This is a genomic window from Flavobacterium ajazii (assembly GCF_010614725.1).
Taxonomy (GTDB): domain Bacteria; phylum Bacteroidota; class Bacteroidia; order Flavobacteriales; family Flavobacteriaceae; genus Flavobacterium; species Flavobacterium ajazii.
Map to the genome: position 1 here is coordinate 146,474 of NZ_JAAEHL010000010.1, position 26,296 is coordinate 172,769.

General features: G+C 36.3%; 22 protein-coding genes. 13 read left to right on the forward strand and 9 right to left on the reverse strand.

What is annotated here, in order from left to right; translation table 11 throughout:
• The first annotated feature begins 248 nt into the window (after positions 1-248).
• Positions 249-854, forward strand: a complete 606-nt coding sequence (locus GWR14_RS17880) for a hypothetical protein (protein ID WP_163410446.1) — start codon at positions 249-251, stop codon at positions 852-854.
• Between the two features lie 146 nt (positions 855-1,000).
• Here GWR14_RS17880 and moaA read toward each other — a convergent pair whose 3' ends face one another.
• The 9 genes from moaA to GWR14_RS17925 form a co-directional block, all read right to left on the reverse strand.
• Complete coding sequence (gene moaA / locus GWR14_RS17885; RefSeq protein ID WP_163410447.1) at positions 1,001-2,008, reverse strand: GTP 3',8-cyclase MoaA; 1,008 nt, start codon at positions 2,006-2,008, stop codon at positions 1,001-1,003.
• Positions 1,995-2,909, reverse strand: coding sequence for a bifunctional molybdenum cofactor biosynthesis protein MoaC/MoaB (moaCB, locus tag GWR14_RS17890; protein WP_163410448.1), 915 nt, complete (start codon positions 2,907-2,909; stop codon positions 1,995-1,997). Before moaCB ends, moaA begins: the two co-directional genes overlap by 14 nt.
• Before the next feature lies 1 nt (position 2,910).
• Positions 2,911-3,342, reverse strand: coding sequence for a molybdenum cofactor biosynthesis protein MoaE (locus GWR14_RS17895; protein ID WP_163410449.1), 432 nt, complete (start codon positions 3,340-3,342; stop codon positions 2,911-2,913).
• 121 nt (positions 3,343-3,463) lie between these two features.
• Positions 3,464-3,817 carry a lysozyme inhibitor LprI family protein gene (locus tag GWR14_RS17900; protein ID WP_163410450.1) on the reverse strand — a complete coding sequence of 118 codons (354 nt, stop codon included), beginning with the start codon at positions 3,815-3,817 and terminating at the stop codon, positions 3,464-3,466.
• A 20-nt stretch (positions 3,818-3,837) separates the two neighbouring features.
• Entirely contained in the window at positions 3,838-4,914 is a 1,077-nt protein-coding gene (gene moeB, locus GWR14_RS17905; protein ID WP_163410451.1) for a HesA/MoeB/ThiF family protein, read from the reverse strand.
• Positions 4,915-4,924: 10 nt separating this feature from the next.
• Positions 4,925-5,161: a MoaD/ThiS family protein gene (locus GWR14_RS17910; protein ID WP_163410452.1), complete on the reverse strand. Its 237-nt coding sequence runs from the start codon at positions 5,159-5,161 to the stop codon at positions 4,925-4,927.
• 2 nt (positions 5,162-5,163) lie between these two features.
• A complete protein-coding gene (gene cobA, locus GWR14_RS17915; protein WP_163410453.1) occupies positions 5,164-5,952 on the reverse strand; it encodes a uroporphyrinogen-III C-methyltransferase in 789 nt (262 codons plus the stop codon).
• Between the two features lie 6 nt (positions 5,953-5,958).
• Positions 5,959-6,531 carry a molybdenum cofactor guanylyltransferase gene (locus GWR14_RS17920; protein WP_163410454.1) on the reverse strand — a complete coding sequence of 191 codons (573 nt, stop codon included), beginning with the start codon at positions 6,529-6,531 and terminating at the stop codon, positions 5,959-5,961.
• 117 nt (positions 6,532-6,648) lie between these two features.
• Positions 6,649-7,821, reverse strand: coding sequence for a molybdopterin molybdotransferase MoeA (locus GWR14_RS17925; protein WP_163410455.1), 1,173 nt, complete (start codon positions 7,819-7,821; stop codon positions 6,649-6,651).
• 597 nt (positions 7,822-8,418) lie between these two features.
• Here GWR14_RS17925 and GWR14_RS17930 point away from each other — a divergent pair.
• The 12 genes from GWR14_RS17930 (at position 8,419) to GWR14_RS17985 (ending at position 26,295) form a co-directional block, all read left to right on the forward strand.
• Complete coding sequence (locus tag GWR14_RS17930; protein WP_163410456.1) at positions 8,419-8,616, forward strand: hypothetical protein; 198 nt, start codon at positions 8,419-8,421, stop codon at positions 8,614-8,616.
• A gap of 137 nt (positions 8,617-8,753) precedes the next feature.
• Positions 8,754-11,906 (forward strand): SusC/RagA family TonB-linked outer membrane protein, encoded by a 3,153-nt coding sequence (locus tag GWR14_RS17935; protein ID WP_163410457.1) that lies wholly within the window; start codon positions 8,754-8,756, stop codon positions 11,904-11,906.
• 19 nt (positions 11,907-11,925) lie between these two features.
• Positions 11,926-13,398 carry a RagB/SusD family nutrient uptake outer membrane protein gene (locus GWR14_RS17940; protein ID WP_163410458.1) on the forward strand — a complete coding sequence of 491 codons (1,473 nt, stop codon included), beginning with the start codon at positions 11,926-11,928 and terminating at the stop codon, positions 13,396-13,398.
• A gap of 27 nt (positions 13,399-13,425) precedes the next feature.
• Positions 13,426-15,342 (forward strand): arylsulfatase, encoded by a 1,917-nt coding sequence (locus tag GWR14_RS17945; protein ID WP_163410459.1) that lies wholly within the window; start codon positions 13,426-13,428, stop codon positions 15,340-15,342.
• Between the two features lie 62 nt (positions 15,343-15,404).
• Positions 15,405-15,956 carry a DUF1254 domain-containing protein gene (locus tag GWR14_RS17950; RefSeq protein ID WP_163410460.1) on the forward strand — a complete coding sequence of 184 codons (552 nt, stop codon included), beginning with the start codon at positions 15,405-15,407 and terminating at the stop codon, positions 15,954-15,956.
• Between the two features lie 197 nt (positions 15,957-16,153).
• Positions 16,154-16,747, forward strand: coding sequence for a DUF1214 domain-containing protein (locus tag GWR14_RS17955; protein WP_163410461.1), 594 nt, complete (start codon positions 16,154-16,156; stop codon positions 16,745-16,747).
• A gap of 224 nt (positions 16,748-16,971) precedes the next feature.
• Complete coding sequence (locus tag GWR14_RS17960; RefSeq protein ID WP_163410462.1) at positions 16,972-18,867, forward strand: arylsulfatase; 1,896 nt, start codon at positions 16,972-16,974, stop codon at positions 18,865-18,867.
• Positions 18,868-18,996: 129 nt separating this feature from the next.
• Positions 18,997-19,158: a hypothetical protein gene (locus tag GWR14_RS17965; protein WP_163410463.1), complete on the forward strand. Its 162-nt coding sequence runs from the start codon at positions 18,997-18,999 to the stop codon at positions 19,156-19,158.
• A gap of 150 nt (positions 19,159-19,308) precedes the next feature.
• Entirely contained in the window at positions 19,309-20,370 is a 1,062-nt protein-coding gene (locus tag GWR14_RS17970; RefSeq protein ID WP_163410464.1) for a sterol desaturase family protein, read from the forward strand.
• A gap of 4 nt (positions 20,371-20,374) precedes the next feature.
• Complete coding sequence (locus GWR14_RS17975; protein WP_163410465.1) at positions 20,375-21,094, forward strand: thioredoxin domain-containing protein; 720 nt, start codon at positions 20,375-20,377, stop codon at positions 21,092-21,094.
• Positions 21,095-21,421: 327 nt separating this feature from the next.
• Complete coding sequence (locus tag GWR14_RS17980) at positions 21,422-23,041, forward strand: sulfatase-like hydrolase/transferase (RefSeq protein ID WP_163410466.1); 1,620 nt, start codon at positions 21,422-21,424, stop codon at positions 23,039-23,041.
• A 197-nt stretch (positions 23,042-23,238) separates the two neighbouring features.
• Positions 23,239-26,295 (forward strand): SusC/RagA family TonB-linked outer membrane protein, encoded by a 3,057-nt coding sequence (locus tag GWR14_RS17985; RefSeq protein WP_163410467.1) that lies wholly within the window; start codon positions 23,239-23,241, stop codon positions 26,293-26,295.
• Position 26,296: the final 1 nt, after the last annotated feature.

A 26,296-nucleotide genomic window follows, 5' to 3' on the forward strand; every position in this document is an offset into this window, starting at 1 on the left:
AGATATTTAGAAAGTCTCAACGTATTAATTATACAGTAATTTACCTCATTTTCCATGTAGAATTGTTAAGAAATTTTGATTTTTATTTATACTCAAAAATTCAAACAATTCTTTTTCAATTACTTATTACTATTTTTTAAGTAAAAACTTAACATTAGAAAACTTGTTTTATAATTATCTTTACTTAACTGTGAGATAACAATTTAGTTACATTACAGAGATAATCATCATCTAAATGCATCTATAATATGGAAAACAAGACCGAAGAAACAAATCCTGAGAAAATTGATTCTCCAGCAACTGAAACTACACAACCTGCTGCTGAACCAGCAAAAGCTGAAAATACACCTGCTAAAAAAGCACCTGCACGTAAACCAACGCCAGTCAAAACTTCAACAGCTAAACCTGCAGCAACCACAACTCCAATTAAACCTGTCGTAAAAACTACCACAGCAGCAAAACCAACTGTTAGGAGAGCACCTGCAAAAAAAGTATTAGCTCCAGCCACAAAAACAGAAGATAAAACTATAGTTACTGAAACACCAGTTACTGAATTGAAAGAAGAGAATACTAACGAAGCGGTTAAAGTTGAAAAAACTGAAAAGGATAAAGCCGCTAAAAAAGCCAAAAAAGTGAAAGACAAAGAAAAGGAAAAGGAGAAAAAGAAATTAGCTAAGAAAAAAGAAAAAGCTAAAAAAGACAAGAAGAAAGAGAAAGCTAAAAAAGCAAAACTAAAAGCGAAGGCTAAGAAAAAAGAAAAAGCAAAAAAAGCAAAGGAAAAAGCTAAAGCTAAAAAGATAGCCAAAAAGAAAGCAAAGTCTCAAAAAAAGGCAAAAGCTAAAAGGAAAAAATAATTTTGAAGAAAGGTTTGACTTGAATAAAGTTGAGCCTTTTTTTGTTCTCACACTTGTCATTGCGGGGAACGAAGCAACCTCATTAGTATTGGCAAATATATTGTGGATCTTCTGAATGTGATTGCTTCGTTCCTCGCAATGACTAATCACCCCCCGATCGCAATCATACTTCGATTATCAAAATGTTTGGCAGGATCATTCATTTCAGAAATGGTCACCATTCCGGCGCGAACTTTCTTTTTATTTTGAACAGATTGAGAAATCAATTCTGTAATTGATTCGCCATTTCTGAAAGCTGTCAGCAAATCAGTTTCGGAATTCGAAAAAAGACAGTTTTTAATTTTTCCGTTTGCCGTCAGACGGATTCGGTTGCAGCTGTCACAAAACGGATTCGTAATCGAACTTATAATTCCGAAATCGCCCTGAAAACCTTTGATTTTATAGGTTCTGGCCGTGAAGTTTTTCTCATCATCAAGCTTTTGTATTTTATCCAAAGTAAAACTGTTTTCAGCCTGCAATAAAATTTCATTTTGTGATACCATTTTGCTTCTGTCCCACTCGTTTCCGGCAAAAGGCATAAATTCAATAAAACGAACAGAAATTGGTAAAGACTCTGTTAAATTGATAAAATCTGTAATTTCGTTATCATTAAAACCTTTCATCAAAACAACATTTACTTTCACCTGAAAATCATGATTCAGCAATAAATGTAAATTATCAATCACTTTTTCAAATTGATTTCGAAGCGTTATCGAATGAAATTTTGAGGAAACCAGCGTATCTAAACTCAAATTGATTTTTTTGATTCCTGCTTGCTTTAAAACTTCAATATGACGATCGATTAAAATGCCGTTGGTGGTAATTGAAAGTGACATTTCTAAAGCCGATAATTTTGAAACAATTTCAGGAAAATCCTTTCTTAACAAAGGTTCTCCTCCGGTAAGTCTAATTTTATCAACACCATTTTCTACGAAAGTTTGAGCAATAGCAAAAATCTCTTCAGCCGTCATTAAACTGGCTTTTGGAGACAATGCAATTCCGTCAGCAGGCATGCAATACGTACAACGTAAATTGCATTTCTCCAACAACGAAATACGCAAATAATTGTGTTTTCGCCCAAAATCATCCGTTAAAATGGTTTTAGAGGGTGTCATGATTTTTTCCTTTTAAAATATGAAAAACGTGCATCACATGCGGAAAAACAGCATCCATGGATTCTCTTGCTCCGTTTGTTGATCCCGGCAAGGCCAAAACCAGGCTTTTTCCTAATGTACCTGCAACTGTTCTGGATAACATCGCATATGGCATACGCTGTTGTCCGTAATCGCGAATCGCTTCTTCGATTCCCGGAATTCTGCTTTCTAATATCGGTGAAAGCGCTTCGGGTGTTACATCTCTTGGCGACAATCCGGTTCCACCAGTAAAAATAACCAGCTGATTCTCTTTCGCGAAAGCCTTCGTTTTTTCCTGAATAATTTCTAACTCATCCGGAATAATCTCGTAATGAGATGTTTCAACTCCATAAGATTCTAACTTTTCTACAATGATTTTTCCGGATCGGTCTTCTTTATCACCGGCAAATATCGAGTCGGAACAAACAAAAACTGCTGCTTTTATAGCATACGGAAATTTATTTTTGAAAGACGATTTGCCTCCTTCTTTATTGATTAATTTTATAGTTGAGATTTCGATTTCTTTATCAATTGGCTTCAGCATATCGTACATCGTTAATGCTACAATTGAAGCACCGTGCATCGCCTCTACCTCTACTCCGGTTTTGTAAACTGTTTTTACATTAAAGATAATATGAATCGTTAAATCCTCAATTTTATATTCAACCGAAGTATATTCAATTGGTAACGGATGACAATCCGGAATCGACAAATGTGTATTTTTTACGGCAAACAATCCGGCTGTTTTGGCCATTTCAAGCACATTTCCCTTAGGCACCAGATTATTGACTACAGCATCAATTGTTTCCTGTTTACTGACTTTGACAATGGCTGTAGCAGTTGCTTTTCTTAAAGTGTTTATTTTATGCGTAATATCTACCATTTTAGGTGTTTTGTTTCCATGTGAATGTATCGTTTTCAAACATTTCCTTGCCAAAAATCGGCACATCTGTTTTAATCCAGTTTACAATGGCCTCTGTGGCTTCATAAACCTGCTTGCGTCTCGTTGCCGAAACAAAAACAAACAGACAGATTTCGCCCGCTTTTACTACACCCAGACTGTGATAAATGTGCATACACGTCAAATCAAATTTAGCAAAAGCTTTTTCACGAATGGTATGTAAGGCTTCATTTGCCATATCAGTGTAAGCCGAATAATCGATTGCTATAACCGTATTATCATGAATCACATCGGCGCGAACCTGACCCAGAAAAATATTGTGTGCCCCAATTGTATGTTTGGATTGATGTTTGGCAATTGACTCCGCAATAAATTCTGGAGAAATTGGTCCTTCTACAAATACATTTTTACTCATTTTTAATATTTTTATTTGCCACGAATTCACGAATTATTACTTAATACGTGCCCTTTTAAATTTCTCGAATTTTATTCTTTGAATTCGTCGTTAATTTATCTTTGAATTATTAATAAGAAATTTAAAAACCATTCATTAAGCTTTTTAACTCTTTGGTTCTGTTTATTGTAGTTTGCATTAAACAATCTGTATGCATTTTATTTGCAATAACGCCACCTTCCCCTTCAGGATAACTCTTAAATTTGCAATTTGAATCTCTAAATTTTATCCAGTCTTTTTGAGAAGCAATTAAATTAGCCTGATCTTTTTTACCTAATTTGGCTTTAAGTTTATTGTAGACTAAATTTAATTCTTTATCTGTTTTTTCATAGGCCAAATACAATTCTGTTTCACCCGTAGCATCAACAGCTTTTTGTGAAAATGAAATTTCTGTAAAACAGAAAAATAAAAACAATACAAAGAATATCTTTTTCATCTTAATTAGTTTATGCAAACTTAAATAGTAATTTTTTCCTGTAATAATTCTTTCATTGCCAAAACACCTCCAACAATACTTTTTATATTTTTAAATTCTTTTTTCTGAAGTAGCTCTACAGCCATTTTACTTCGAATTCCGGATTGACAGAAAACATAAATTGTTTGGTTTGTATTTAGCTTTTCAATTTCATTTTCCAGATTCATTAATGGAATTTGAATGCTGTTTTTGAATGTTATTTTTGGAAGTTCATTTTCATTACGAACATCTAAAAACAAAACTTTCTGATTATCAATTTGATTCAAAACAGCTTCAGCCAAAATCTCCTCGACAGCATTGTCTTTCTGAGAATATTTTTCTTCAAAAGTATTTCTGTCTATTAGAAAAGAATCACTTTTTTCAAAATCATATTTCTGCTGTTCATTATTCAGGATATTATAAACCAATATTTTTTCACTTAAAACTTCTCCATTTTCCAAAATGATTTTTATGACTTCATTAGCCTGCAGCATTCCAATAATTCCAACCGAAATTCCGATAACTCCCGCATCCATACAATTTACAGACGAACTATTTTCATCAGGATATAAACATCTGTAGGTTGGGCCATTTTGATAATTAAAAACTGAAACCTGTCCCTGAAACCTGAAAATTGATCCGTAGACCATTGGTTTATTCGTAATCAGACAGGCATCATTTATCAGGTATTTTATTTGAAGATTATCAGTTGCATCAACAATAATATCATATTTTTCGAATAAAGCAATCGCATTATTACCGGAAAGTTTTTCAGCAATGGCATTTACTTTAACATCTGGATTTAATGCTGCCATCATGGCTTTGGCTTCCTCAACCTTATATTTTCCAACAGAGGAACTTTTATAAATTACCTGACGCTGCAAATTTGAAAGTTCTACAACATCATCATCCACAATTCCGATTTCGCCAATGCCTGCAGCTCCCAGATAAGGCAATATTACAGCTCCCAGACCTCCGGCACCTATGATTAAAACTTTGGATTTTAATAATTTGTACTGGCCTGTTTCTCCAATTTCGGGAAGAATTATTTGTCGGTTATAACGTGAAAATGCATTCATAAATTGTAAATTATCCTCCCGCAAAAGGAGGCAATAAAGCAACAATATCGCTTGTTTTCAAAGTATAATCTGTTGTTTTTGAAACTATTTTCTGATTGACTGCAACACTGAATGGCAACGATTTGAACTTGTATTTTTCTTCTAAATCCTGCAATAAATCCTGCAGTGAAATATTCGAAGAAACCACATTTTCAAAAGCGCATTGTGTTCTTTCGGCAACAGCTCCAAAATATTTAACTTCAATCATTATTATAAATTTAAATTCTGAAATATAAATTCGTCTTCAAAATGTTCCTGAAAATAAGAGGTCAGTTTTGAAGTATTTTTTACCACTTCTCCAATCACAATAATTGCCGGTGATGAAATATTTTTTTCAGCGACTAATTTAGTAATCGAACTAATGTTACCCACTACTTTTTGTTCTGAATTTTTAGTTCCGTTTTGGATAATAGCAATCGGCAGATCATCTGTACGATTGGCTTTATAAATGTCAACTATTTCATTTAGTTTGTGCATTCCCATTAAAATAACCACTGTCGCAGCCGATTTTGAAGCCAAATGCACATCTTTTGACAATTCATGACTGGAAGTTGTACCTGTAATTACCCAAAAACTCTCTGCTACTTTGCGTTGTGTCAGACTGATTCCTACTGAAGCAGGAACGCCTAAAGCGGATGAAATTCCGGGAACCACAGCAGTTTCCAGACCAAATTTTTCTGAATATTCAATTTCTTCACTTCCTCTTCCAAAAATAAACGGATCTCCTCCTTTCAAACGAACTACATGTCCGTAACGATTTGCCATCGAAACTATCAATTCGTTAATCTGATCTTGTGTGTAGGCATGACATCCCAAACGTTTCCCAACAAAAACAATCTCTGCCTGAGCTGCGTATTGCAGTAATTCTTCATTGACAAGTGCATCATACAAAACTACGTCGGCATTTTCTAACGCTTTTATTGCTTTTAGCGTAATCAATTCTACATCTCCCGGCCCTGCGCCTACTACTGTTAACTTTGGTGTCCTTAAGTTTTGCATAATCTATTAACTTAAATTGATATTCAGGTCGTTTAATTCGTCAGCCGAATTAATATTCGTTAAATGAAAGTTTTCGCTTTCTTCTATTTTTATGATCTGATGAGGCACTTTCGATAGAAAATCCATCATTTTCAGTTCATTATTGTCAATCGCTTCTTTTATAACCGGAACTATTTTTTTCGAATAAATTCCAATTAAAGGATGAATCCTGCTTTCTGTCGCAAATACAGTAATCTGAGCTTCCTGATTGTGTTTTGAAATCAATTCAGTTAATAATTCCGAAGAAATTAACGGAATATCACAACTCAAAATCAGGTTGAATTCGGTTTCAGAATTCTTCAGTGCTGTATAAATTCCGCCCAAAGGTCCTTTGTCTTTAACTATATCAGCTTTTTTTTGATATGGCAGATAATCATATTCTTTTGTATTCGTTATAAACTGAATTGCTGACGTAACCGGCAAAACAGCCTGAATTATATGCTCAATAAATGGTTTTCCCTGAAACAGAACCAAACCTTTCTCAGACTTCATTCGGGAACTTTTCCCACCGCAAAGAATAAATGCTGTCAGTTTTTCCATGATTAATTTATTTTGTTTCAGGTTTCAGGTTTCCTGTATGTTTTTATTTATATACTGCCTTTCAATATTTTACATTAAAATCTATTCTCTATACTCTTTCTTCTATTTTCTAAAACTTTAATCAATCGGCAATAACGTCACTAATTGCTCTTTTTTAAGGTTTTCGACATCATTTGGTACAATTAACAAACAATTTGCTATAGCAAAAGTGTTAAGCATTGCCGAGCTCTGACCGTCCAAAACCGTTACATGGGTTTCATCATACAAAGCTTTTAAGAACAATGTTTTTCCTGACGTATTTGAAATCCCTGCATTTAATTTTCTAACTAATTTTGGTAAATGAATATCCGAAAATCCCATTCGGTTTCTTATAGCCGGATACACGTAAACATAAAAATTAGTCAGTGATGAAGCCGGATTTCCTGGTAAAGCAAAAACCAAAGTTTCTTTTTTAGAACCAAAAAACATTGGTTTTCCCGGTTTTTGATTGATTTTATAAAAATGTTCTTCTACTCCGTTTTTAAGCAATGCTTCTTTTACAAAATCATAATCTCCAACTGAAATTCCGCCTGAAATTAAAACCACATCATGTTTTTGCAATATCGCTTTTAATGCTTTTTTGGTTGCTTTAAGATCATCTTTTACCTTAAAGACCTTTATTTTTTTTATGCCAATTGTCTCAAGCGCAGCCTCCAGCATTACTGAATTGCTTTCGTAAATTTTTCCTTTCGGCAGTTTTTTACCAGGTTTAACCAATTCATTTCCGGTTACCAAAATGGCAACTTTCGGCTTTTTGTAAACTGTAATTTCTGTAATTCCCAAACAAGCCAAAAAACCAATTGCAGCGGGTGTGATTAACGTATTAGCTTCAAAAACCACTTCATCTTTATCGATCTGCTCCCCTTTTGCACGAACGTTTGCAAACTGCTCCGGCATTTTGGCAATCAATATCGATTTTTCGTTAGCCATTACATGTTCCTGCATTACAACCGTGTCGGCATCATGAGGTACAAAAGCTCCCGTAAAAATCCTTACTGCTTCATTTCCTTTCAGTTTTATATTAGAATGATCTCCAGCCTGAGAGCTGCTTATCACATCATATTGATGCTTTATGCTGTGAATGAAAGCATAACCATCCATAGCCGACTGTCGAAACGGAGGCATCGCAATTGGCGAGTAAACCGTTTCTGCCAACACATATCCCAGTGCTTTTTTCACTGCTATTTTTTGTAATGGCATTTTTGAACTGTTTTCAGCTACGATTGCTAAAGCTTCATTAACTTGTATCATTTTTACAAATATAAAACTAAGTATAAATACTTATGACAAATATAAGTATTTTTTACTAGTATGGTTAAAAAATTTAAATTTATTTTTCTCTCTATAAAATTACTCTAATTATTTTAAAATCATGGTTTAAATCACATCCTCTTTTTTCCTTTAATATTTCATTTTGAAATTAAAAAAGATGCTTCCTGCCATTTTTAAGCTCTTTTACAATCTCGAAACAGCTCTGAAAAAATATAAATCAAGGTATAAAGTATTACATTTCATCAGGTAACTGAAAAATATTTTTAACATTTATTTTAAAATACAAAAACAACAATCACCTGTAAATCAATAAAATAAGAATTAAAAAATATAATCAAACACTAATTCTAAAATTATTCTTAAAAAAAAATCAATAAATTTTTGGATATTATTATATTAAAATTAACTTTGTCTATAGGATTAGTAGAGTTTAAAATTGTATTTAAAACCAAAAAAACTATATTTTGAAAACAACAGAAAGCATATCTTATTTCTTTCCTTCTAAAAAAAATACTTATAACACGTCTTGTTGTTGTATGTGCTTCTGTTGCTAATTCCAAAAGCAAATCAATGTTTATGTTCAATTTTCCACTCCATATTGAAATAAACAATCCTTATAAAAACATAAAACCTTTAGTCATCAATGCGAAATCTGTCTGGTACAATTTATTTGTATCAAAAAGGGCATTGAAACTATATCCTTTAAACAAAGAAAATATCCAATTAACAACTAAAAATTACCAAAATGAAAAAGATGCACAACAGTTGCTGTAAATAAGAAAAAAAGCCATTTCTGCGGCAACAGAAATGGCAAGGCTAAAGAATATTTATCGCTAAATAAAGGAACATTGAGAGAGTTGAAAAATTAACTTTCAGGGCTCCTTGTTAATTACTTAAACCAATACAAAGAAATGAAAAAAAATATAAATCTCATTTTATGGGGGGCAATTTTATTGATTTCCCTGCAAATTCAGGCACAAAACACACAATTTATAATAAATTCCACTTTAAACGGAACTGTATTAGACAAACAAACACAACTTCCATTACCGGGAGTAAACGTTCAGATTAAAGGAACAACACACGGCGTAACAACAGATATTGACGGTAAATTCTTTTTTGAAACAGGCCAAAAATTCCCATACACTTTACTAGTCAGCTTAATAGGATACAAAAGAACACAAGTTATAGCAGACGGAAGTCCTATTACAATTGAACTGGAAGAAGATGTCCAGCAGCTTAAAGAACTGGTAGTTGTAGGATACGGAACTCAGAGCAAAAAAAACATAACAGGATCTGTTTCTTCGATACCAAAAGCCAATTTAAATCAGGTAACCTCATCGGCAGATAATTTATTAAGAGGTGCCGTTGCCGGAGTTGTGGTTACACAGAGTTCTGGTCAGCCGGGAGCTTCTTCAAGTATTAGAATTCGTGGAGGTAACTCTATTACCGGAGGTAACGAACCTTTATATGTTATTGACGGAATTTTGGTTTATAATGACAACAATAACGGTTCCGCAGGTGTAGCGCTTTCAGGAGCAGGTGTAAATGTATTATCTACTTTGAATCCTTCTGATATTGAATCAATTGAAGTTCTGAAAGATGCTTCAGCAACTGCAATCTACGGATCTCGCGGTGCAAACGGTGTTATTTTGATTACTACTAAAAAAGGTAAAAAGGGACAAGATAATGTTACCTACCAAGGCTATTTCGGATTTCAGAATGTTACCAAAAAAATAGATTTGTTAAATGCCAGCGAATGGGCTACTTTACGAAATGATATTCAGATTGGTCTTGGACAGACACCTACTTTTACATCTCAGCAGATTGAAGATTTTAAAACAACCGGAAATTATGACTGGCAGGATGCCGCTTTTAGAAAAGGAGCTCCGATTCAAAATCATCAACTGAGTTTTTCAGGTGGAAACGAGACTTCAAGATATTCGGTTTCAACCAATTATTTCAAACAGGACGGAATCGTCATTGGATCTGATTTCAGAAGGCTTTCATTACGGGTTAACTACGAAAAAGATGTGACCGATTTGTTCCGTTTTGGAGTTACTGCCACTATAACCAATTCAGATTTTAATGGAATGAGTGCCAATAGTTCCAGTGCTTCCCTGACAGCTCCGAATACACTTGCAGGAGTACTTTTGATTGCACCTGTTGTACCGATAAAAAATGCTGACGGTTCCTTTAATGTTACCAACAATCCTTATGTAGCATCAATCAACGGTTATATTTCAAATCCGATCAACGATTTGGAAAACATTACCAATGAAACAAAAATCAACAGAACATTAAGCTCTTTATGGGGAGAATACAAACTGGCAAAAAAACTGGCTATCAAATCAACTGTAAATGCTGATGTTATCAGTACAAAACAAAATTACTATGCACCATCAAACACTACAAACGGTATTGAAACTAAAGGATATGCGTCTGTAGGAAATAAACTGGTTAGTTCTGTTTTAAATGAAAACACTTTAAACTACAACACATCTTTCGGAGAAGATAAACACCAACTTTCTGCTCTGGCCGGATATACTATCCAATATTCTAAAGGAGAAGTAGCAACGGCGGGTGCAACCAACTTTGTGAATGATTTGAACGGATACAACGCGTTACAGGACGGAACTGCTATAAAACCAACAAGTGATGCCTTTGAAAGCGTTTTACAATCATGGTTGGGAAGAGTGAATTATTCTTATTTAAATCGCTATAATTTCTCTTTTTCTGCCCGTGCTGACGGATCATCAAGATTTGGTTCTGATTCTAAATGGGGATTCTTCCCTTCTGCAGGTTTTTCATGGAATGTTACCGAAGAAAATTTTGCTAAAAACATCAAAGGTGTAGATAATATCAAACTAAGACTAAGTGTCGGAACAACCGGAAACCAGGAAATTGGAGATTACCTTTCATTAGCCTCTTTAGGTTCTGTGAACTATTCTTTCGGAGGAACTATTTACACCGGATTTGCTCCTACCCGATTATCAAACCCAAATTTGAAATGGGAAAAAACAACACAATACAACACAGGTCTTGACTTTGACTTCTTTAACAAAAAAATCAGCCTTGTTTTAGATGCATACTACAAAAAAACAAGTGATTTGCTTGTGAATGTGCCAATTCCATTGAACTCAGGTTATACATCTGTTTTGCAGAACATCGGAGCAGTTGAAAATAAAGGATTCGAGATTGGAATTATCACAGAAAACATCAAAACAGACAGCTTCTTGTGGAATACTAATTTCAATTATTCCATCAATAAAAATAAAGTACTGGAAATCGGTAATGGCGTACAGCAGTTTTTTCCAACAGCACCAAGCGGTGTACTGAATTTACAACAGCCGGTTATTGTAAAAGTAGGACAGCCTTTGGGAACATTCTGGGGGTACAGAACAGATGGTATTTTCCAAAATCAGGACGAAATCAATACACAGCCAACCTTAAATGGTATTGCAAATACAAAACCGGGAGACAGAAGATACAAAGATATCAGCGGTCCAAATGGAGTGCCAGACGGAATAATTTCTGCTGCATACGATAAAGTAAACTTAGGAAGTGCACAGCCAAAATTTGTAGCGAGTTTAAACAATACTCTCGTTTATAAAGATTTCGACCTAAACTTCTTTTTTCAGGGTGCTTTTGGAGGTAAAATCTACAATGCAATCAACCAGCAGTTAGAAATTCCTACTTTAGGTAATAATGCTGCAGGTGCCCTATCAGAGCACTGGACAACAACCAACCCAAGCGATGTGATTCCAAGAGCAGCGAACTCTCCTGCAACTGTAGTATCTGACCGCTATATCGAAGATGGTTCTTATATCCGTTTGAAAACAGTAACACTTGGATATACTTTACCAAAAAGCATTGCTTCAAAAATCAAAACCAAAGCCATCAAATTTTATGTATCTGCACAAAATTTAGCTACCTGGACCAAGTACCGCGGTTTTGATCCTGAAATAAGCTCATACGGCCAAAGCAATTTATTGCCGGGAATCGATTACGGAGCTTATCCAACTTCAAGAACATTTATAAGTGGTGTTAACGTCACTTTTTAATTAAAAAATAGTATTTAAGATGAAAAAAATATTCCTACTCCTGATAAGTGTGAGCCTGTTGGCATCGTGCACCGATTTAGATGTTGCACCAACATCATTTGTTACCAAAGAGAATTTTTATAATACTGACGATGATGCCATTGCGAGTGTTACCGCTGTTTATGCTTCCTTAAGTTATGACGGTACTGAGCAAAGTCTTTTTGGAAGAAACCTTTACTTCCTAACCGATATGGGAACTGATTATGCTGCGGCAGGAGCATCAGCCATTAATCAAAATGTACGTGCCATTAGTGCTTTGACATATGATGCTAACACTGACAGGGTTCAGGTCGCATGGCGTCAAATTTACAGCGGAATCAACAGAGCCAATGTTGCCATTGACAACATTCCTAAAGTACAGGGCACAGAAACTTTGAAAACCAGATTAATAAACGAATCCAAGTTTATCAGAGCATTGCTTTATTTTCACGCTGTTCGCTTATGGGGAGGTGTTCCATTAGTTTTGCATGAGCCTACATCATTGGCTATCGAAGATTTAAAAGTAAGCAGAGCTAGTGTAGATGAAGTATATACACAAATTATTAAAGATTTGACTGATGCCGAAGCTTTACCTTCAACCTACACAGGAACCAATGTTGGCCGTGCTACATCAGGAGCCGCAAAAGCTATTTTGGCAAAAGTATACCTGACCAGAAAAGATTGGCCAAATGCCATTTTGAAAGCCAAAGAAGTCATTAACGGAGGTTACGGCTATGGCCTTTTCACCAACTTTTCGGATATTTTTAATAAAACAACCAAAAACGGAAAAGAACATATTTTCTCTGTTCAGTTTGAGCCAAATCAGGCCGGAAACGGAAGCAGTGGAAGTACTTTTATGAGAACTTCTTTTGCAGGGTTTGCTGCTGTTGAGCCAGCAGATATTATTTCGGATGTAAGTTTATTTTATGATATCTATACCACCGGAGATACACGCAGAGATGCAACTTATGCGAAACAATTGCTTAACCCTGCAACCGGTTTATTATACACTTTTCCTAAACCTATTTTCAGAAAATACCTGGATGTTACCATTTTATCCAATGGAGCAAATGTGTCTATCAACTTTCCGATTATTCGCTATGCTGATATTTTGATAACATTAGCAGAAGCTATAAACGAACAGGAAAATGCTCCGACAGCAGAAGCTTATGAAGCAATCAACAAAGTGAGAAGAAGAGCTTTTGGAAAACCAATCGATACTCCTGATGCAACAGTTGATTTAGCTTTATTAACAAAAGCGCAGTTTAAGGAAGCCATTTTTACAGAACGTACCAAAGAATTTGTTCAGGAAGGACAACGCTGGTTTGATCTGGTTCGCTGGGGAAGACTGGTTTCTGAAGTAAAAAAAGTACCCGGAAAATCAGCAGTATCAGAAAGAAATAATTTATACCCTATTCCACAAAGCGAAAGAGACCAGAATCTCGATGGTCTTCCACAAAATGACGGATATTAATAACCAACCATAAAAAAAATTATAATCATGAAAAATTTCAAAAAAAACATTACAGTCAAAAGCCCGCAAAAAGGGCTTTTGATTACTGCATTGCTTCTTGCTCAGCTGGGCTTTGCACAAAATCAGCCAAATGCAGATTTTAAAGGAACTGTCGGTAAAACATTAGCCGAATCAAAAGAATACTGGCCAGATCCGGTAAAAGCTCCCGCAGGTGCTCCAAACGTAGTCTGGATTTTACTGGATGATGTAGGATTTGGTGCCACAAGTGCTTTTGGAGGGCTAATTGAAACACCTACTTTTGATGCTTTGGCGAATAACGGATTACGTTATACCAATTTTCACACCACAGCAATATGCGCCCCTACCCGTGCGGCTTTATTAACAGGAAGAAACTCTGGAAGAGTTCACGTTAGCGGTTTCTCTCATACTATTTTATCAGCAGGCTTCCCTGGCTGGGACGGAAGAATTCCATCTGATAAAGGAACGATTGCAGAGATTTTAAGAGAGAACGGCTATAACACTTTTGCAGTGGGTAAATATGGTGTTACGCCGGATGAAGATGCTACCGATGCAGGACCATTTGACAGATGGCCAACCGGAAAAGGTTTCGATCATTTCTACGGTTTCTTAGGTTCACAAACCGATCAGTACAACCCTGATTTGGTAGAAGACCAGACTCATATAAAAGGCGATGGACGTCATTTAAACGAATTAATTACGGATAAAGCGATCAGTTATATACAAAAACAGCAAAAAGCAGCACCGGGAAAACCGTTCTTTTTATACTATGCACCGGGAGCCGCGCATGCACCGCATCAGGTAGCTAAAGAATGGAGCGATAAATACAAAGGAAAATTTGACGAAGGCTGGGATGTTTACCGCGAAAAAGTACTGGCTAACCAAAAGAAACTGGGCGTAATTCCTGCCAATGCCGTATTACCGGAACGTAATCCACTTATTGGGGAATGGAAAAAATTATCTCCGGACCAAAAGAAGGTTTATGCCAGATTTATGGAGGTTTACGCAGGATTCCTTTCGTATACAGATGCTGAAATAGGAAGAGTCGTAAATTATCTGAAAGAAACAAACCAGTTAGACAATACCGTGATTTTTGTTGCTATTGGAGATAATGGCGCCAGTAAAGAAGGTACTACGCAAGGTACTATCAACCAAAGTATTTTTGCTCAGGGAGCTTCTGACGAAAAAAATCTTCAGGATAATTTAGCCAATATCGGCGAAATCGGAACGCCTCAGGGTCTTAACACCAATTACCCTTTAGGATGGGCTCAGGCTACCAATGCCCCATTTAAAAACTGGAAACAGGACGCACAATCTGAAGGAGGAACCCGCAATCCTTTGATTGTTTTTTATCCAAAAGGAATTAAAGATAAAGGTGGAATCAGAAATCAGTACAGCCACGTGAATGATATTCTTCCTACGACCCTTGATATTGCAGGAATCAAAGCACCGGAATATATCAAAGGAATTAAACAGGATATCATTCAGGGATCTTCTTTGTACACTTCTTTAAATGATGCCAAAGCAGAATCTCTTCACAAAGTACAATACTATTACATTTTTGGAAACAGAGCCATTTACAAAGATGGCTGGAAAGCAGCAGCAGCTCATCCGGATCCGTTTACTTTGTTGAAAGCCGCAGGCAAAAACGGAGTGCCACAAGCAAGCAATTTTGATAATGATGTTTGGGAACTGTACAACTTAAACGAAGATTTTAACGAGCGTAATAATCTGGCTAAAAAGCATCCTGAAAAATTAGAGGAACTTAAAAAACTGTTTGATGAGCAGGCCAAAGAAAACAACGTGTACCCATTAATTGACTGGCAGGATGTATTGGGCAGAAAAATACACAATACCGGTGCTGATAAAGGCAAAAACCTTCAGGAGCTGATTAAAGAAGCTACCAAAGGAGGAAGCAATAATTAATAAATAACCATAAAATCAGGGCTATTGCTTTTTTAATAGTCCTGATTCTAAAAAAGTAAATTATGGCAGCAACTAAACCACTTATCAAAAAAGGCATTTTTGCCCTGATCCTTGTAGTAATTGCGGTAACTTTTTACTACTTAACCATTTGGGCAACGCCATATTATGTGCAAAACAGATTTGCCTCAAAAAGTGCAGATTATGTTAACACGCCCCGCTTTGGCGATCAGCCAAATGCAGAAAACAGCAGAGTGATTCCGTTACCGAATCCTGATTTTTTATATTCTACTATCAATTATGATTTAAAAGAAAATGTCCTGAAAATATCCGGAATTGTACCGGATTCTACTTATTGGTCCATATCGGCCTATCAGGAAAACACCACCAATTATTTTGTTGAGAATGAGGAAAAGGTAAAAGCAAAATTCGAATATTATCTGGCTCCCGAAGGAAGTACTTCTGAAGCATTAAAAAATATTCCGAAAGAAAAAATCATTTACAGTCCGACCCAAAAAGGCTTAATTCTGTTTCGTTATTTGGTTTCTAAAGCGTATCCGGTAAAAGAGCTATCCGAATTGCAGCATGGTGTTACAGTTGAGAAATTAGTGAACTAATTCATTTTTTATATCAATTAAGTTTAAACACATAGACACATAGTTTTTTACTTTTCTAAAAGGATATAAAAGAGAAACATATTTCTCAACACATAGCTTTGTGTTTTAAAATAAGTGAAACGCCTTTTTTCATTACAGCACTATGACTCTATGTGTTAAAAAATTGCATACAATATTAAACTTAAAATCAAATCAAAATGGCTTTAAATCAAAAAGTAAAAAAGATAGCATTAGGATTGGGATTAATTCTTTTGGCTGTAGTATTAGGAAGCGGAATTGGTATCTATAACATTTCATCAGGAAAAAGCGATTCACAACGCACCATAGGAAACTGGAAAACAGTTGATAAAGACAAAGATCTCAATACTGCCGATTTGTTAACCATTGCTCAGGTAGCGGTTTACGGACCTTATGCATTGACTAAAAAAGAAGTAATCTATCTGAGTACAAGCACAGACAGTGAAGGAAACGAATTAGATCCTAAAGCGGATTATGTAATTACAGGTAAAAAATTAGACGCAAAATACTGGAGCATTACAGCTTATGACGAAAATGGCTTTTTAATTAAAAATCCGATCAATAAATACAGTTACAATCTTGAGGATGTCAAATATCAGGCTGACAGCACTTCGTATAAAATCAATTTGTCAGGCACAGAAAAAGCTGAAAACTGGCTTCCGATTAATAATGTTAAAAAAACAAGTTTAATTATTCGTTTGTACCTGCCTTCAGATAAACTTAGGGAGAACCTGACTGTTCATACACTGCCTGTTATCGAAAAAGTAAAGTAAATAGCTTTAAAGATAATCGAAAAGGGTGTCAGGCTGAGCGGAGTCGAAGCCCGTTCAATTGGCTAGCCTTCGACTCCGCTCAGGATGACAATAGTTTTAATTAGAAATTTTGGATATTAAAACTCGACTATATCCATATAATTAATTAAATATAATTCAAAATAAGAACATTTAATCCTGAAAGGTACCATCAAATTCAGGTTATACTATTTAAAATATATAAAATGAAAAACGTAAAAAACACTTCCATTATAAAAGTTACTTTTTTATTGGTATTCCAATTAGGATTAAATGCTGTTTCGGCACAAAACCAGCCTGATCCGGAATATAAGGGAGTAATTGCAAAAACACTGGCCGAATCTAAGGAATACTGGCCGGAACCGGTTAAAGCACCAAAAGGCGCTCCAAATGTAATCTGGATTTTACTTGACGATGTAGGATTTGGAGCATCGAGCGCATTTGGAGGCTTGGTAAATACGCCGACATTTGATGACCTGGCCAATAACGGACTCCGTTTTACCAACTTCCACACTGCAGGAGTCTGCGCACCTACCCGTGCGGCATTGCTTACAGGACGCAATCATCACACGGCTCACATGGGACTTTTTCCACATAAGTTTATGAGAGCAGGTTTTCCGGGATATGATGCTAAAATTCCGTCATCAAAAGGAACAATTGCCGAATTTTTAAGAGAAAATGGCTACAGTACCTATGCAGTCGGAAAATGGCATTTAACGCCTGACGAAGAAACTACAGATTTAGGTCCGTTCGACCGCTGGCCTTTAGGAAAAGGGTTTGATCATTTCTATGGGTTCCTTGGCGGAGCAACCGATCAGTATAAGCCTGATTTAGTAGAAGACAACAAAGCGGTAAAACCGGACGGACGTCATTTAAACACGCAACTTGCCGACAAGGCTATCAGCTATCTGCAATACCAGCAAAAAACAGCACCCTCAAAGCCTTTCTTTTTGTATTTGACTCCGGGTGCTACGCACTCACCTCATCAGGTAGATCAGGAATGGATCGACAAATACAAAGGGAAATTTGACAAAGGATGGGACTGGTACAGAGAAGTTGTTTTTGACAACCAAAAGAAACTCGGAATCATTCCGCAGGATGCCAAACTTCCAAAACGCAATGAAAGAGTGAAAGAATGGGAGAAACTTTCGGCTGAGGAAAAAAGAATCAACGCCCGCTTTTTTGAAGGCTATGCCGGTTTCTTCGAACAGACCGATTACGAAATCGGACGTATTGTTTCTTACTTAAAAAAGAGCAACCAGTTTGACAACACCATTATTTTCCTTGTTATTGGCGATAATGGTGCCAGCAAAGAAGGTTCCTATAATGGTTCTGTAAATAATGAATTTGGAGGAAATACCGCCACCAACGAAGCAGAACAAATTGCGGAACTTTCTAAAAATTTCGATAAAATCGGAACCAAAGATGCCTACACCAATTATCCGGCAGGATGGGCTCAGGCTGCTAATACACCTTTTAAATTCTGGAAAGCAGATGCACATGCCGAAGGCGGGACCCGAAACCCTTTGATTGTTTCCTATCCAAACGGAATCAAAAACAACACAGGAATCCGTACACAATATGGTCATGTAATTGATCTTTTACCGACCACGCTCGCATTGACCGGAATCAACAAATTACCTGAATCGATCAGAGGAATCAAACAGGATTCACTTCAGGGGAAAAATTTAACTTCGGCAATTTATGATACTAATGCACCTTCAGTACATCAGACACAATATTACTTTTTATTTGGTGAAGGCGCTATATATCACGATGGCTGGAAGGCTTCATTTGCTTACCGTCCTGATTTCATAGACCTGTTTACTGATTTTAACACCAAAAACAAACCCGTAGCCAACAACGCCGGAAAAGAAGTCTGGGAACTTTACAATGTTGACAAAGACTTTAATGAAATCAATGATCTGGCTAAAAAGAATCCCGAAAAACTAAAAGAACTGGTTCAGTTATTCGATCAGCAGGCGAAAGAAAATAATGTGTACCCGCTAATCAACTGGAGTGATGTTCAGGATAAGTTTAAAACATTTTTAAAACAAAACAGACCACAACAGCCTCAGCCTAACGATACTTCAAAAAATTAATGATATGAAACGGATAACCCCAGAATTCATCTTAAAAAAGATTCTTATCGGAATGATTCTTTTTGGGCTTCCACTAGGTCTCTTGACAGGAGTTTTAGCAATAATTTATCAATTTTTAAAATAAAAATCATGGCTGAAGTAAACGAAGAAATTTTCGAAATAATAACACCGGATGGCAATGAGAACGAGCAGGTTTATTTCAATATATATGAATACGAAGTAATAGATGCACTGATAATAACCGGAAAAGAACAAACCAAAAAATATACGATATATCCGGTTCTGAACTAAATATTTAAACTAAAAAACACACATATGAAACTAATAGATTTTCAAATTATAGGAAAAAAGATTGTCGTAGGAACAATTCTCTTTTTTGTACCACTGGCAATTTTGGCAGGAGGTTTAGCATTAATCAATCAATTTTTAAAATAAGAAATCATGGCAACAGTTCAAAATTCAAACAAAAATCTGACGAGAGATTTAAGTATCAGTCTTTTTATTTACACGCTGCCTGTACTGGCAATTTACCTGTATTTTAAATTAAGCAACAACCTGGTAAGCGAATCACATATTACGTTGCCGACTTTTCTGGAGTTTGCAAAACCTGCATTCGAAAACATCCGCACCTGGGGATTAACGGTTTTTATGATTGTGTTGGGAATTATTGAATTTACAGCTGGTCTCTATGATGATGAATGGACAGGCGAAGAACGTAAAATTGATATTGTCTGCTTTTTAGCTCCAAAATTAATTTTACCTCCTGTAATTGCTTTTTTTAGTCTTACAGTACTTCCGGTTTTGATTCCGAATCTTGAAAACGCACTTTCATGGGTTCCGTTTTGGGGAGGTTTTTTCTTAATCGCTGTTGCGGATGATTTAACGCAATACTGGTACCATCGTCTGCATCATCAGGTTCCGTTTTTATGGCGTTTTCACAGAACGCACCACTCTGCTCCGTACATGGGGATGGCAATGCTTTCGAGACAAAATTTTATCTACACGATCTTTTTCTCTCAAATATATTTAACAGCCACTTTAACCTTTTTAGGTTTAGGACTGCCTGCTTTATTTGTTCTGGTAATAAAAAGCATCATCACCTTAACGGCACATTCAAGCATTGCCTGGGATAAACCGTTTTACAAATACAAAGTTTTACATCCAATTGCATGGGTTTTAGAAAGATTAATCTCTACTCCTGCCACACACCATGCACATCACGCAGACACCAGCGGTGACGGAATTGGACACTTTAAAGGCAACTTCGGAAACATGTTTTTTATATGGGATGTCATCTTCGGAACAGGTTTAATTACGCGTCAATTTCCAAAATCATACGGAATCAAATCGTACAAACAGGAAGAATGGTATGCACAGTTTCTTTGGCCGATATTCAAATCTAAAAAAGAAGGAAGCGCACTGGCAGAAGGTGTTCTTTCTGTACCATTAAAACAAACTCCGGTTGTTGAAAATCAGCCTGCACTTGAAACCGTTCAATCCTAAATTTATGAAAAATATACTATTTAAAAACAGTATCTCTGCCCTAACCCTATTTGTAACGATTATTGGGTTTGCGCAGGATAAAAGTTCAAATACAGTCTCACTGGATGTTTATTACAGTAAAATCCAGAATGAGAAGAATCCCCAAATCATCGATGCCAGAGGTCCTGAGGAATTTGCACTGAATCACATTAACGGAGCGGTAAATTTTAATCTGGAATCAAAAGATTATGCTCAGCAAATAGCAAAATTAGATAAAACCAGACCTGTTTTTACCTATTCTATCGGAGCCGGAAGAAGTGTCTGGCTCGCTGATGATTTATTAAAAAAAGGTTTTAAGGAAGCCTACAGTTTAGAAGGCGGAATCGCCAACTGGATTGGTAACGGAAAACCTTTTTATGTAAACTCCAAAAGCAAACTAACTTTGAATGAATACAATAAAATTATTGCTGATAATAATACCGTTTTGGTAGATATCGGTTCTAAATATTGTGCGCCATGCAAAAAAGTAAAACCTGTTCTGGAAACCATCAAAGCCGAATACGGTGAGAAAGTAAAAATTGTAGAAATAGAACTGGAAGAAAGCCCGCAGGTAATTGCCGAGCTCAAAACCGTAAAAGTATTCCCTACCTTGATTTTATACCAAAACGGTCAGATTATTTTCAAAAAAGAGGGATTCTCTGATTTGAAAAAAGATGTTGATGTTATTCTGGCTCAGAATAATTAAACATAAAGTGTTTTTCTTAAAAAATAATTTAAACACATAGAAACATAGTTTTTGAAACTTTAAAAGGCGTTTCACTAGCATAAATTCACATAGTTTAATCGATTAGCTATGTGTGAAAATCTAGATTTTTTCTAACCCTTTCATAATTAGTAAAAAATTCTATGTTTCTATGTGTTAAAACCTATAAACAGTAAAGGTAATGAAGTTTGTTTGTTTTGTTTTTTTGCTATCCTGCAAGGTGTCCCATCCTTGCAGGTTTTTGCCAGCTTAAACTATCAAATCCTGCTATATACCAAAAAACTCCTCTCATACTAAATATCACAACATATGGCAATATCCAAAAAAACTAAAAGAATTGTTTTTGCATTTCTGATTGTACTCCTTATTGCTGCTGTATTTTTGTTTTGGCCCATCAATACAGACGGCACACTAATCAAAGCTGACGAAAAATTAGCCGAAGGAAAGGCCGCATTTCTGTCCAAAAAAGACACTTCCAATACTTCTGAAAAAAAACCGAACATTATTATTCTCCTTGCTGATGATTTAGGTAAATACGATATTTCACTATACGGAGGAAAATCAACCCCGACCCCACAAATTGATTCTCTGGCGGCTTCGGGAGTGACTTTTACAGAGGGTTATGTTTCTTCTTCCATTTGTTCACCTTCGCGCGCGGGATTGCTTACCGGGCGTTATCAGGAACGATTTGGTCACGAGTTTCAGCCCGGAGACCGATATCCAAAAAACAATCTGGAATATTACGCATTCAAATATTTAATTAATACAGACAGCTGGAGATTAAACCCAAAAATTGAATACCCAAATGATGCTTCAATCGCGACTCAGGGTTTGCCTCAGTCTGAAATTACCTTTGCCGATCTGGCGAAAAGAAAAGGATACAGTACTGCAATTATCGGAAAATGGCATTTGGGACACAACAAAGGGTTCTTTCCTTTAGAGAGAGGCTTCGATTACCATTACGGATTTTATCAGGCATTTTCTCTTTTTACTCCAGAAGATGACAATCCGGATATCATCAATCATCATCATAAAGATTTTACCGACAAAGTGATTTGGGGCAATGGCCGTGTTGGAATTGGACAAATCCGTCGCGATACAACTATCATAAAAGACAAGACATATCTAACCGAAACATTTGCCGATGAAGCCGAAGCTTTCATTGATAAAAATAAAACAAAACCATTTTTATTATATGTTCCGTTTAATGCGCCTCATACCCCTTTTCAGGTTCGCAAGAAGTATTACGACCGTTTTCCAAATGTAAAAGACGAAAACAAACGAGTTTATTTTGCTATGATCAGTGCTTTGGATGATGCTATTGGAAGAATCATTGCCAAAGTAAAAAAAGAAGGTCTAGAAGAAAATACATTAATCGTTTTTGCGAGTGACAATGGTGGCGCCGATTATACTTTTGCCACTACCAACGCTCCATTAAAAGGTGGTAAATTCTCCCATTTTGAAGGCGGAATCAATGTGCCTTTTGCACTTTCGTGGAAAGGAAAAATCAAACCGAATACGGTTTACAAAACACCGGTAAGTTCGCTGGATATTTTCAGCACTATTGCAGCTGCTATTCATTCTGATTTACCAAAAGACCGTGTTTATGATGGGGTCGATTTAGTCACTACGGTCAATAACAATAAAATTGCACACCAAAATCTATACTGGCGTTCCGGAGACGCAAAAGCCATCAGAAGCGGTGACTGGAAACTGATCATTAGCGGAAAAACACATGAAAAATGGCTTTACGACTTATCAAAAGACAAATCTGAAAAAACAGATTTAGCGCAAAAAAATCCGGCAAAAGTAAAAGAACTTCTGGCTGCATTACAAAACTGGGAAAAAGGTCTTGTAAAACCTTTATGGCCCAATTTAATGCATTATGAATTCGATTTTGGCACTCAAAAATACTTTGTCGATTTGTAATATTTAATAGATCGACAAAACTAAAAAGCATTTATAAACCTTAAAATAAAAAGAATGAAAAGACTCTGTTACTAATAAAAAAGCCACTTCTGGTGGAACAGAAATGGCAAGGCTTAAAAAGAATATTCATATCAAATAAGGAATGCAAAAATCTGGAAAATCGCTGCATCCTTTCTTTATCAAACCAAAACAAAGTAATGAAAAAAAATTTATATCTATTTTCATTTCTCAGCATATTTATGCTTTCGCTGGGAATTAATGCGCAGGAAACTACTCCCCTTATCCAGTCTAAACTGGAAGGAACTGTAGTCGACCAAATTACAAATGAACCCATAATTGGGGCTTCAATAAACATAAAAGGAACAACACACGGTGTACAAACGGATTTAGACGGAAAATTTTATTTCCAGACAGGACAAAAATATCCGTACACTTTAATCATAAGTTTTCTGGGTTACAAAACAAAAGAATTAGTTGTTGACGGGAGTCCGGTTCGTATTCCATTATCTGCCGATGTACAGGAACTCACAGACGTTCTGATTGTGGGTTACGGTACGCAAAAGAAAAAGGATTACACCGGTTCCCTTTCCTCTATTTCTGCCGAAATAAAGACATTGCCTGTTTTATCAGTAGACAGGATTCTTCAGGGCGGAATTCCGGGTGCTCAGGTTACACAATCAAGCGGACAGCCAGGTGCCGGAACTTCAGTTCGAATCCGTGGAGGAACTTCAATAATTGCAGGTAATGAACCGCTTTATGTAATTGATGGTTTTCCTGTATATAATGGTGATGGAGCCACTGATTCCGGTGTGACCAGCGGACCAGCCATAAATCCGCTATCCAGCCTTAACCCTAGCGAAATTGAATCAATCGACGTATTAAAAGATGCATCTGCCACAGCTATTTATGGATCCCGTGGTGCAAATGGAGTTATTTTAATTACAACAAAAAGAGGTAAAAAAAGTCAATTTGCCGTTACTTATGACGGTTATTATGGGGTTCAGAAAGTAATTAGCACGATTCCGATGTTAAATGCAGAACAGTGGGGATATTTGAAAAATGATGCTTTAATGGATTCCGGTAAAGCTCCATTATACACCCAGGAACAACTTGATCAATTGGGTGAAGGTACAAACTGGCAGGAAGAAGCATACACAGATGCTCCTATACAAAGCCATACAATTTCAATTACTTCCGGTACGGAACAGACAAGACTTTTGTTTTCAGGGAATTATTTTAAACAAGACGGTGTTCTTATAAACTCAGGTTTTGACCGTTACTCCGGGAGACTGAACATTGATCATGATTTAAATTCGAAATTCAAACTTGGATTAAATCTGAGCGGAAGTAAAACTCATGCAGATGTAGCCCCTGATGGTGTTGTTCAAAATATCCTTGCTATGGTTCCTGTTGTTCCTGTCCGCGATGCGAATGGACAATTCACCGTAAACAGCAGTTATGGTGCAGCAGTGGCAAATCCGATAGCCACAATGACGCAACAAATAAATGAAACCAGCACAACACGATTTTTATTGAACGGTTTCGGAGAATATAAAATAATTGAAGGACTTACAGCCAAAGTATCACTGGGAACCGATATTATTGAAAACAAACAAAACAGATACATCCCCTCTACACTTTATGAAAGTCCTGCCGGCGGAAGTGCTTCAAAAGGATCGTTATCATCCCTCAACTGGCTGAACGAAAACACAATAAGCTATAAAAAGAAGTTTGGCGAAAAACATGCGTTTGATATCCTTGCCGGGTACACACAACAAAAAACGACTTCAGAAGTATTTCGTGCTGGCTCTTCAAATTTTGCCAGCGATGAATTTACCTATAATAATCTGGGATCGGGCACTGTAATAACTGCTCCTGCATCTTCTGCTACCGAATGGTCTCTTCAGTCCTATCTTGCCAGAATTAACTACGGATTTGATGACCGCTATCTTTTTACTTTTACAGCCAGAGCTGATGGTTCTTCCAGATTTGGTTCAGATAACAAGTGGGGTACTTTTCCTTCAGGAGCTTTCGCATGGAATGTTTCAAACGAAAAATTCCTAAAGGGAGTTGAACAAATTAGTTCATTAAAACTTCGTTTAAGTGCAGGTTTAACCGGAAATCAGGAGATAAATCCTTATCAGTCAATAGCCAGGCTTTCTTATTATCCATATGTGTTTGCCAATACACTCGTACCGGGTTTTGCTCCTAACAGTTTTGAAAACTCTGATCTGGGCTGGGAAACAACAACACAATATAACTTAGGCCTTGATATATCCTTATTCAATAATCGAGTAAACCTAACCGGGGATATTTATTATAAAAAAACCGAAGATTTATTGTTAGAAGTACCAATTCCATATAGCTCTGGACTGGAAAGTGCTTTTCAAAATTTAGGAGCGGTTGAGAATAAAGGAATTGAATTAGCCTTGAAAACACTAAATTTTACGGGCGACTTTGAATGGACTACTAACTTAATTTATTCAGCCAACAGAAACAAAGTATTAAGTCTCGGCAACGGCACTGACTTTTTTATTCCCGTTAACCCGGCAACGACCACAACACCATCTGGAATTGTAAAGGTTGGAGAACCTTTGGGATCGTTCTACATGTACAAATTTGATGGTCTGTATCAGGAAGGAGATGATTTTAGCGCTTCTCCATTAGCAAATACAAAAGCCGGAAGTCAGAAATTTAAGGATTTAAATAATGACGGTAAAATTACACAGGCAGACGACAGGACAGTTGTCGGAAATTCAGAACCAATTTTTTTGGCTAGTCTGACCAATACATTCCGTTACAAAAATTTTGATTTGGTTATTTTCATTAACTCTTCTTATGGAAATAAAATTTTCAACAGGTCAGCAGCAGATTATGAGTTGGGCACAGGTTTTACAGGAGCTTATGCCACATTACTCAACCGATGGACTCCAACCAATACGAATACCAATATCCATCGTGCAGTTGAAGATCCTTCTGCCGTATTATCTGATCGTTATGTGGAAGACGGCTCTTATATCCGATTTAAAAACATCTCTTTAGGCTACACTTTACCTAAGAAAGTAGCAACCTTTTTAAGTCTTAGCAGTGCACGCGTTTATATCGCCGGTCAAAATCTGATCACATTCACAAATTATTCAGGTTATGATCCCGAAGTAAACCGAAATGGTCAATCAGCACTTAATTCGGGAGTTGACGTGGGCGTTTATCTGGGAACTAAAACAGTTTTAGGCGGTGTTAGTGTTACTTTCTAAA